Origin of the sequence: Oceanicola sp. S124, from assembly GCF_000220565.1 — a bacterium.
Lineage (GTDB): Bacteria > Pseudomonadota > Alphaproteobacteria > Rhodobacterales > Rhodobacteraceae > Pseudooceanicola.
The window spans coordinates 1-8351 of the sequence record NZ_AFPM01000262.1 but is presented as its reverse complement, the minus strand read 5'-3'; the positions used below and the strand labels follow the sequence as shown (position 1 = coordinate 8351).

Annotated in this window: 7 protein-coding genes and 1 pseudogene; 1 reads left to right on the top strand and 7 read right to left on the bottom strand. The window is 72.5% G+C overall.

Going from position 1 to position 8351, the window contains the following annotated elements; genetic code table 11:
* Both OS124_RS0117660 and OS124_RS25140 read right to left on the bottom strand, forming a co-directional pair.
* A partial coding sequence (locus OS124_RS0117660) for an SDR family NAD(P)-dependent oxidoreductase (protein WP_010141181.1) occupies window positions 1–398 on the bottom strand: 398 nt, incomplete at its 3' end.
* On the bottom strand, window positions 391–1701 hold the full coding sequence (locus OS124_RS25140; protein WP_168161486.1) for a capsule biosynthesis protein: 1311 nt from the start codon (window positions 1699–1701) through the stop codon (window positions 391–393). The genes OS124_RS0117660 and OS124_RS25140, both read right to left, overlap by 8 nt.
* 49 nt (window positions 1702–1750) lie before the next feature.
* Between OS124_RS25140 and OS124_RS0117650 the strand changes: the two genes are divergently transcribed.
* The gene (locus tag OS124_RS0117650) at window positions 1751–2563 is read left to right on the top strand and encodes a class I SAM-dependent methyltransferase (protein ID WP_010141179.1); all 813 of its coding nucleotides are present in this window, start codon (window positions 1751–1753) and stop codon (window positions 2561–2563) included.
* 2 nt (window positions 2564–2565) lie between these two features.
* Here OS124_RS0117650 and OS124_RS0117645 read toward each other — a convergent pair whose 3' ends face one another.
* The 5 genes and pseudogenes from OS124_RS0117645 to OS124_RS28380 all read right to left on the bottom strand — a co-directional run.
* On the bottom strand, window positions 2566–4350 hold the full coding sequence (locus OS124_RS0117645) for a glycosyltransferase (protein WP_010141178.1): 1785 nt from the start codon (window positions 4348–4350) through the stop codon (window positions 2566–2568).
* Window positions 4347–5525: a UDP-galactopyranose/dTDP-fucopyranose mutase family protein gene (locus tag OS124_RS0117640; protein ID WP_010141177.1), complete on the bottom strand. Its 1179-nt coding sequence runs from the start codon at window positions 5523–5525 to the stop codon at window positions 4347–4349. The genes OS124_RS0117645 and OS124_RS0117640 overlap by 4 nt, the downstream gene beginning before the upstream one ends.
* A gap of 1 nt (window position 5526) precedes the next feature.
* Complete coding sequence (locus OS124_RS0117635; RefSeq protein ID WP_010141176.1) at window positions 5527–6984, bottom strand: aminotransferase class I/II-fold pyridoxal phosphate-dependent enzyme; 1458 nt, start codon at window positions 6982–6984, stop codon at window positions 5527–5529.
* Window positions 6981–8210 carry a beta-ketoacyl reductase gene (locus tag OS124_RS0117630; RefSeq protein WP_010141175.1) on the bottom strand — a complete coding sequence of 410 codons (1230 nt, stop codon included), beginning with the start codon at window positions 8208–8210 and terminating at the stop codon, window positions 6981–6983. The genes OS124_RS0117635 and OS124_RS0117630 overlap by 4 nt, the downstream gene beginning before the upstream one ends.
* A 31-nt stretch (window positions 8211–8241) precedes the next feature.
* A pseudogene (locus OS124_RS28380) lies at window positions 8242–8349 on the bottom strand (hypothetical protein); the annotation flags it as partial.
* Between the last annotated feature and the right edge of the window lie 2 nt (window positions 8350–8351).

Sequence of the window (8351 nt, the reverse complement as noted above, 5' to 3'; positions counted from 1 at the left end):
ATCCGCGCCGCCGCCGCCTCGGCCAGGGCGATGGCACCGGCAAGGTTCACCTCGATCAGCCGCCGCGACAGCGCCTCGGGTTCCGCCATGCCCGGCGCCGGACGCCCGCCGAAGAGGCCGAGGCAGATGATCACCAGGTCGGGCGGCAGCGGATCGGCGAGCCCGGCCAGCCAGTCGGCCCCCGCCCCTGGCAGGGCCAGGTCAGCCGGGTGCAGCCGCACCGCGGCGCCCCGTTGGCGCAGCTCGGTGGCCCGGTCCTCCAGCGTGCCGGGGTCGCGGGCAGCCAGGGCCAGCCGCACCCCGGGCCGGGCCAGCGCAAGCGCCAGGGCGGCGCCGATGCCCCGGCTGCCGCCCGCGATGGCGACATGGGCGGGCCTGTCGCGATGCCTGCTAGCCATCCAGCGGCACCCCTAGGGCGCGGGCGCGGGCTAGGCGCGGCGGCACGGGCTCGAAGATGTCGGGCGGCTCGGGCCCACCCAGCACCCGGTCGGCCAGCGCCGTCACCGCCGCGCGCCGGCCCTCGGCGCCGTAGAAGTCGCCGCGCACGTGCAGATGCGCTGCAAAGACCCGCAGCACATCATGGAGCAGCTCGGGATCGGGCGGCGCCGGGGCGTGCCAGAAGTCCTCCAGCCGGCCCTGGTGGGTCAGCCCCGGCATGTCGTAGATCGCCACCCCTGCCACCCGCACCGGGCAGCGCCGGCTCAGCGCCATCAGCCCGGCGGTCGAGTTCACCGTCACCAGCCCGCGCGCCCGCAACGCCCAGTCCTCGAGCGCGCCGCCGTCCAGCACATGGACCCGCCCCGCCAGCCCAAGGGCCTTTGCCCGCCGCGCCAGGTGACGCCGCCAGGGCACCAGCCCGTTGTCATGGGGATGCAGCTTGACGACCAGCCAGGCGGCGGGCGGGGCGGCGCGGGCGAAGGAGGTCAGCACCTCGTCGAGGAAATCGCGCTGGTCGCGATAGGGTGAATTGGCGCGGATCTGGTAATCTCCCTGCATCTGCAGCGCGACCAGGAAGAACGGCCGCCCCGCGAGGCGCAGCTCTGCCGCCAGCGCCTGCGCCTGACCGACCCCGCGCGCCGCCCGCCTGTGCCGCGGCAGGTACGAGAGATATTCGACCACCGGATTGTGCCGGCGATCACGCCGGAAACGCGGATAGAGCCCCGCCGCGAGGTAGTTCGACAGGTGGTAGGTGACATCCCCGCGCGCCTCGGCCTCGGGCGGGAAGGAGAAACGGCGCTGCAACTCGGGGCGCGGCAGGCCCCAGGCGGCGGCGCGCAGGCGCGCGGGCTCGGCAGTCAGAAGCGAAAAGGCTCCCTGCCCGCCCGGCTCGGCGACGATCCAGTCGGGGCGCAGGTAGCCGTATTCGTAGGACAGCAAGCGCAGGCCAAGGCGCTCTCCGACGGCGCGGGCGGCGACGTGATAGGGCATCCGGTCGCCGAAATAGAGCATGTCGGTGATGCCCTCCGCCCGGCAGAAGGCCTCGAGCCAGTCGGGCCAGCGCGCCAGGCTGCCCCGGTAGGAGCGCGTGCCGCGTCCATGCCAGTAGAGCCAGTCCCCGATGCAGAGGTTGACCCGGAATACCGTGGCACCACGCGCCCGCAGCTCGCCGCCAAGGGCGCGGGCGAAGCCCGAGGGCGGCCCCTGCAGAAAGAGCACCTTGGTGGCGTTGGCCGGGCGGGCGACCGGATGCAAGTATGACATCAGCCGCCCGCCCCGCCCCGGGGCCGGCCCCGAGGAGAATGCCCCCGCCATGCCCGATTTCCTGCGCAGCCACCGCAAGGGCCCGCTGGCCCGGCTGGGATATCACCTGCTAGACCTCGTTTCATACGAATGCGCCTACCTGCTGGGGCCGGCCCGGAACGAGCTGTTCTTCAACTCGGGCTACCTGCCGCTGGCCGCGGATTTCGCGCCGCCCCCCGGCATGGAGGCCGAGGCCCATGCGGCGATGATGTATCACTTCGTCGCCCGCACCCATCCGGCCGAGGCCGGGGCTGCGCCCATGCCGCGCCGGATCCTCGACGTGGGCTGCGGGCCCGGGGGCGGGCTGCTCTACATGCAGGGGCTGTACCCCCGCGCCCGGCTCTGCGGCACCGAGCGCGCGGCGGCGGCACGGCGGCTGGCGCGTCGGAGCCTGCCCGGGGCGCGGATCCTGTCGCCGCGCGCGGCCCTGCCCGGGCCCTTCGACCTGGTGACCGGCGTCGGAACGCCGACCTATATCGGCCTGCCCTCCTTCCTCGAGCTCTTTGCCCCGCAGCTGACCCCGGGCGGGGTGATCTCGCTCTCGGGCGGGTACCGGCGGGGGGATCACCAGCGGCTGCGCCGGCAGCTGGAGGGCGCGGCCGGGCCAGCCGGCCTGCGCCTGCTGAGCTATCGCGACATCGCCCCGGCCACCTTCGCGGCGCTCCAGGCCGATATCCCGCGCCGCGAGGCGACGCTGCAACGGCTGCCCCGCCCGCTGCGGACCTATGCCAGACGTTGGGCCGACCTGCCCGGCACCCCGGAATACGAGGAATACCGGCAGGGCCTGCGCTGCGATTTCGCCGCCGTGCTGCAGAAGATCTGACCTCATCTGCCGAACCTCCTTTCCCACGACGGGGCCGTGGCATGGCGCGCCACCCCGGCCCGCCATTGCCGCGCCAGGGCACGATGCCGGGCCAGGAAGAGCAGCCAGAGCACCAGCGCCCGCAGCACCCCGGCCCAGAGCTGGCGCCGGTCGGGGCAGAGCAGCAGGCAGTCCCCGCCCTCCGGGTCGCGCCGCCTGAGGTAGGGCCCCCGCCCTACCGTGGCCGGGTTGATCTCATAGAGCGAGAGGCTCTGCCCCGGGGCCGGTCCGCGCGCCGGCGCGAGGGTCAGCCGCGCCAGCCGGGCGATGAAATAGAGCACCTGGCGCGCCAGGCCCTGCGGCAGCGGCGGCAGGCGTCGCGCGGGGGGCGCGGCGGGGCCGGTATCTCCGTCCTCGCGGGAGAAGCGCGCGGTGATGCGGGCGTGATGGCCTTCGGGGTCGCTTCCCAGCACGGCATCGGGGCCCGACAGGTAGTCGCGCACCGCCGCCTCGACCGCCCGGGCCATGCCGTACTGGTGACAGAGCAGGCGCGAGATCAGCGCGCCCAGCACCTCGACCGGGCGAGGCGCGCGCGCGATATCGGGCCGCAGGGCAGAGTTGATCAGGAGGTTGCGGTAGTCGTAGTAGGTCAGCCAGGGCCGGGCCTTGGCGGCAAAGGCATCATGCCAGACCCCGCAGCCGGGCAGCGGCAGGCTGTCGACGCCCAGACCGCCCAGGCGGCAGCCGAATTCGATGTCGTCGCCGCGGATGAACAGCGGCAGCGGCAGCCCGGCGCGGCGCACGGCCGCCAGCGGCAGGGCGCAGAACCACCAGCCGGTGTAATCGGCCGGCGGCACCCGGTCGAAAAGCGCCAGCGTCCGCTTCCGCACCAGGCTGCGTCCCCTTCCGAACGAGACCACGTGCCAGCCCGGGCGCAGCCGCGCGCCGGCCTCGTGCAGGACGCGGGGCCGCTCGGTTTCCAGCATGGCGCCGCCGAGCGCGCGCGCCTCGCCGGTGAAGGAAAGCGCATCGGTCAGCCGCCGGATCATCCGGGGATCCAGGGCGATGTCGTCATCCATCAGCAGGTGATGGGTCAGCCCGGCGGAGCTTTGCAGCGCCTCGGCCAGGCCCCGGGCAAAGCCCCCCGCCCCGCCGAGATTGGGCTGCGCGATCACCCGCGCCCCCAGGCGGTCGGCCCCGGCACGGACCGAAGGGTCGGCGAGGGCCCCGCCCTGGTTGACCAGGAAGACCTCGGCCAGTTCGGGCAGGCTGCGCCGGATGCCCGCCAGCGCCGCCAGGGTGGCGGCCAGCTTGTCCTCGCGGTTGAAGGTGCAGATGCCGATCGACAGGCGCACCGGGTCGGGCTCGGTGCCGGTGACGAAGGCGCCATGCAGGATCTGGCACGGGCCGAGGCAGTCGATGACCAGCGCCAGGTGCCCCTCTTCCCCGGTGTCCTTCAGCGGCAAGACGAAGGTCTCTCCCTCGCCCGAGATCTCCTGCAGGGTCAGCAGGCGGGGTGGCCGGTCGCCCCGCCGCAGCTCGACCGCGATCCGCGCCCGGCCGCGCAGCGACAGCCGCAACGCCAGGTCCGCGACCCGCGAATGGGGCATCCAGAAGCCGAGGTAGAGCGCATTGAACCAGGTCCCGAAATCCAGCCGCGTGCCGGCCGCGCAGTAAAGCTGCCCCCCCGCCTGGCGCACCGCCGGTTCGGCCGTCAGGTAGAGATCCGCAGGCCGCCCCTCGGCCGGGAACAGCAGCTCTTGCAGGCGGTAGGTCGGTTCGTTGGGAAAGATGCCGGCGACGTTCATGGTTCATGCACGAAGGCCGGAGCCGCCGCCTCCATCGCCCAGTGGTCTTCCAGCACCCGCGCGGTTTCCAGCGCCCGGGCGATGGCGCGGTCCATGTCGAGATAGGCATAGGTGCCGAGGCGGCCGACGAAGGTCACCCCCGCTTCTGCCTTCGCCCGCGCGACATACTGCGACAGCCGCCTGCGGTCGTTCAGCAGGCGCAGCGGATAATAGGGCGTGTCCCCGGACCCGGCGTCGCGGCTGTACTCGCGGAAGCACAGGCTGCGGTGCGGATCGGCCTCGGCCCAGGGGGCGAAATGGCGGTGCTCGGTGACGCGGGTATAGGGCACCTCTTCGTCGCAGTAATTGACCACGGCGGTGCCCTGGGCATCGCCGCGCGCCTCTTCGATCCGCTCGAAATCCAGCGTCCGGTAGCCGAGCGGCCCAAGATCGCGCCCGAAGTAGCGATCCAGCGGCCCGGTGTAGATCACGTGGTCATAGCCCTCTGCCCGCCCCTCGAAGGGGGCCCCGAGGCGCAGCGAAACCCGCTCCGCCGCCAGGATCGCCGCCACCATGTCGGTATAGCCCCGTCGCGGAATGGCCTGATGGGGATGGTCGAAATAGCTGTCGTCGTAATCGAAACGCAGCGGCAGGCGCCTGAGGATCGAGGCCGGAAGCTCTGCCGGCTCGACGCCCCATTGTTTGCGCGTGTAGCCGCGCAGGAAGGTGGCGTAGATCCTCTTTCCGACGAAGCGCAGGGCCTGGTCTTCGAAGCTCTGCGGATCGTCCTCGCCGCCCCGGCACTGGGTGGCAATGAAGGCGCGGGCCTCGTCCGGGGTCATGCTGCGCCCGAAGAGCTGGTTGATGGTGTGCAGGTTGATCGGCAGCGAGTAGACCTGCCCGCCGGCCACGGCCTTCACCCGGTGGCGGAAGGGCATCATCTCGGCGAAGCGATTGACATAGGCCCAGACCTCGTCATCGGCGGTGTGGAAGATGTGGGGGCCGTAGGCATGGACCATGATGCCGCTGCGCGGGTCCTCCTCCGTGTGGCAATTGCCGGCGACATGGCGGCGTTCGTCCTGCACGGTGACCGCGTGCCCGCCCTCGGCCAGTTCGCGCGCTAGCACCGCGCCCGAGAGCCCGGCGCCGACGATCAGGATGCGCTTCGGCGCGCTGCGCGGGCGGCTTGCATCCATCTCAGACCTCCTGCCCCATCAGTCCGGCGACCCCGCTGAACCCCTCCGCCGCCAGCCGGTCCAGTGCCGCGCGGGTGGCCGTCAGGGCGGTGTCGATCTCCTCGGGCTGGTGATCGGCGGAGAGGAAGAATCGCAGCCGCGCGCTGCCCATGGGCACGCCGGGGAAGGTCACCGGGGCGACATTGATGCCCGCCTCGAGCAGCCGTTCGGAGAGCTTGGAGGCCAGCGCGCTGTCCCCCACCATCACCGGCAGGACACCGGCGCCGATGGCCGCGCCGCAATCGAGGCCCAGCTCGGCCGCCCGGCGCAGGAAATGCGCCCCGTTGGCCTGCAGCGAGGCGGCGCGCCCGGGCTCGTCCCCGAGCAGGCGCAGCGCCTCCAGCGCCGAGGCGGCCAGGCAGGGCGGCAGGGCGACCGAGAAGACATGCCCCGGCGCCCGCGCCGCGAGCAGCCGGATCAGCTCATCGCTGCCCGCCACGTATCCCCCTGTCGAAGCAAGGCTTTTCGACAAAGTACCCATCCAGATGTCGACCTCTGAGGGGGCGATGCCGAAGTGCTCGAAGACCCCGCGACCGGTGCGGCCCACGGGCCCGAGGGCATGGGCCTCGTCGATCAGCAGCCAGGCGTCGTAGCGATCCCGCAACGCCAGCAGGCGCGGCAGGTCCGGCAGGTCGCCATCCATCGAATAGAGCCCCTCGACCACGATCAGCACATGGCGGTGCAGCGGGCGGGCGTTCTCGAGAATGCGCTCCAGCGCGGCCAGGTCGTTGTGCGGAAAGCTGCGCCGCGCCGCCGGCGACAGCGCCATGCCGGTGCTGACCGAGTTGTGGATATAGCCATCCGAGAGCACCAGGTCGCTCTCTTCCATCAGGGTGGCGATCAGGCTGACATTGGTCGCATGGCCGCTGACGAAACTCAGCGCCGCTTCACATCCGTAGTGCCGTGCCAGCGCCTCTTCCAGCGCCAGGTGAACCGGCCGCGTCCCCGAGACCATGCGGCTGCCCGAGGCCGAGATGCCGTAGTGGTCGAGCGCCCCGTGGGCGGCGGCACGGGGCCTCGGGTCGGCGTTCAGGCCCAGGTAGTCGTAGGAGGCGAAGTTCAGCACCTCCTGCCCGGCGATGCGCGTGCGGGTGCGGGCATGCCCCTCGTGCAGACGGAAGTAGGGCGAGGCGAGGCCGAGTGCCGTCCCCGCCTGCTCCAGCAGCTGCATCTGGCGCAGGCCTTCGTGCGTGGCCAGCCCGGCGGGGCGCGAGGACCGGCAGCGCCCGCCCTGTGGCCCGGCCAGGTCCGGCCCCGGACCTGCGCGGACCGGAGCCGCCCCGAACGTGGAGGGGCCCGGGGCGCGGCGGCCCGACGAGGAGGCCTGCCCCGCAGTGGCGGCGACTGCCTGCCGCGCCGCCGCGAGCGCGGCGATGCGAGCCGTGGGACCAAGGCCGGGACCGGCCTGCTGCCGTGTCATTCCGCTGCCTCCATCTTGCCGTCGTCTTCACCGTCCTCGCGCCCGCTCAGCGCGACCCGCATGTGCTGGGCCGCCAGATCGGCCAGTTGGTGCCCGCGCGTGCCGCCCTGGACGTGGGCGACCAGCCGGGCCGAGATCTCTTCGATGCTCTGGGCGTCCGAGATCGCCATCAGCGGAATGTCGTCGCCAAGCGCCTGCTGCGCCGCCAGTCCCAGTTCGACGCCCATCAGGCTGTCGACCCCGAAATCCGAAACCGGGCGGGTGAGGGAAAGCGAGGCCTCGGGCACGCGCAGGATGCGGGCGATCTCGCGGCTGAGGAAGGTGCCGAGCCGCCGCGCCGCCGCCTCGGGCGAGAGCCGTTGCAGGGCCTCGCGGAGGTCATCGCTGTCCTGCCCCTCTCCGGCCTGCTGTCCCAGCGCCTGCAGCACGGCATGGGTCGGGCCGCGCAGCAGGCGCAGGCCCTGCGCGGGGCCGGCCCAGGACATGGGCGAGACCCAGAGGACCGGATCGCGGATCACCTGCTGGTCCGGCGCCATGAGCTGATCCAGCGCCCGCAGGGCCTGGCGCACGCCAAAGTCGATACCGCCTGCGAACCGCCGCAACAGCCGGGCCGTCTCGTGATCCCGGGTCAGGTAGCCCGCATCGCTGATCGCGCCCCAGCCGACCGCGAGGGCCGCCAGCCCCGTGTCCCGGCGCCGCCGCACCAGCGCCTCGGCCCAGGCATTGGCGGCGACATAGGCCCCCTGGCCATGATTGCCGATCAGCGTCGCCATCGAGGTGAAGACGATGAAATTGCGCAGGGAATCGCCGCGGGTCTCGGCATCCAGGTTCTCTGTCCCCGCCACCTTCGCCGCCATGACCTGGGCCATGACCGGCGCGCTCAGCTCGGCCAGCCGCATGTCTTCCAGCACCATGGCACTATTGACCACGAGGGACAGCGGCCCCCAGTCACGCAACGCCGCGAAGGTCCGGGCAACCTCGGCACGCTCGGCGATGTCACAGCAGAGATAACGAATCTCTCCGCCCCGGTCGCCGGCCCGCTCCATGGCCCGGCGCAGCGCTTCGGAGGGCGCCTCCGAGCGGCCCAGCACCGCAACCTTCCGCGCTCCGTTGCGCATCAGGCGATCGGCCAGTTCCAGGCCCAGCCCGCTGCCGCCCCCCGCGATGACCGAGACGCTCTCGCTGTCGCAGCGATAGAGCGCGGGCACCTCGGGGCGGGCCTGCACAGGGGGGTGCGGGCGGGCGGATCACCACCTTGCCGATATGGCCTGACCGCTGCATCAGGCGGAAGGCCTCCTGCGCCTCGTCGGCGGCGAAACTGCGCAGCGGCAGCGGCACCAGCGCGCCCTCGTTCACCAGCCGCATCA

Coding starts and splice junctions, on each gene's coding strand:
- OS124_RS0117650 (WP_010141179.1), top strand. CDS start 1,751: ATGCCCGATTTCCTGCGCAGCCACCGCAAGGGCCCGCTGGCCCGGCTG.
- OS124_RS0117635 (WP_010141176.1), bottom strand. CDS start 6,984: ATGACACGGCAGCAGGCCGGTCCCGGCCTTGGTCCCACGGCTCGCATC.
- OS124_RS0117640 (WP_010141177.1), bottom strand. CDS start 5,525: ATGGATGCAAGCCGCCCGCGCAGCGCGCCGAAGCGCATCCTGATCGTC.
- OS124_RS25140 (WP_168161486.1), bottom strand. CDS start 1,701: ATGTCATACTTGCATCCGGTCGCCCGCCCGGCCAACGCCACCAAGGTG.
- OS124_RS0117645 (WP_010141178.1), bottom strand. CDS start 4,350: ATGAACGTCGCCGGCATCTTTCCCAACGAACCGACCTACCGCCTGCAA.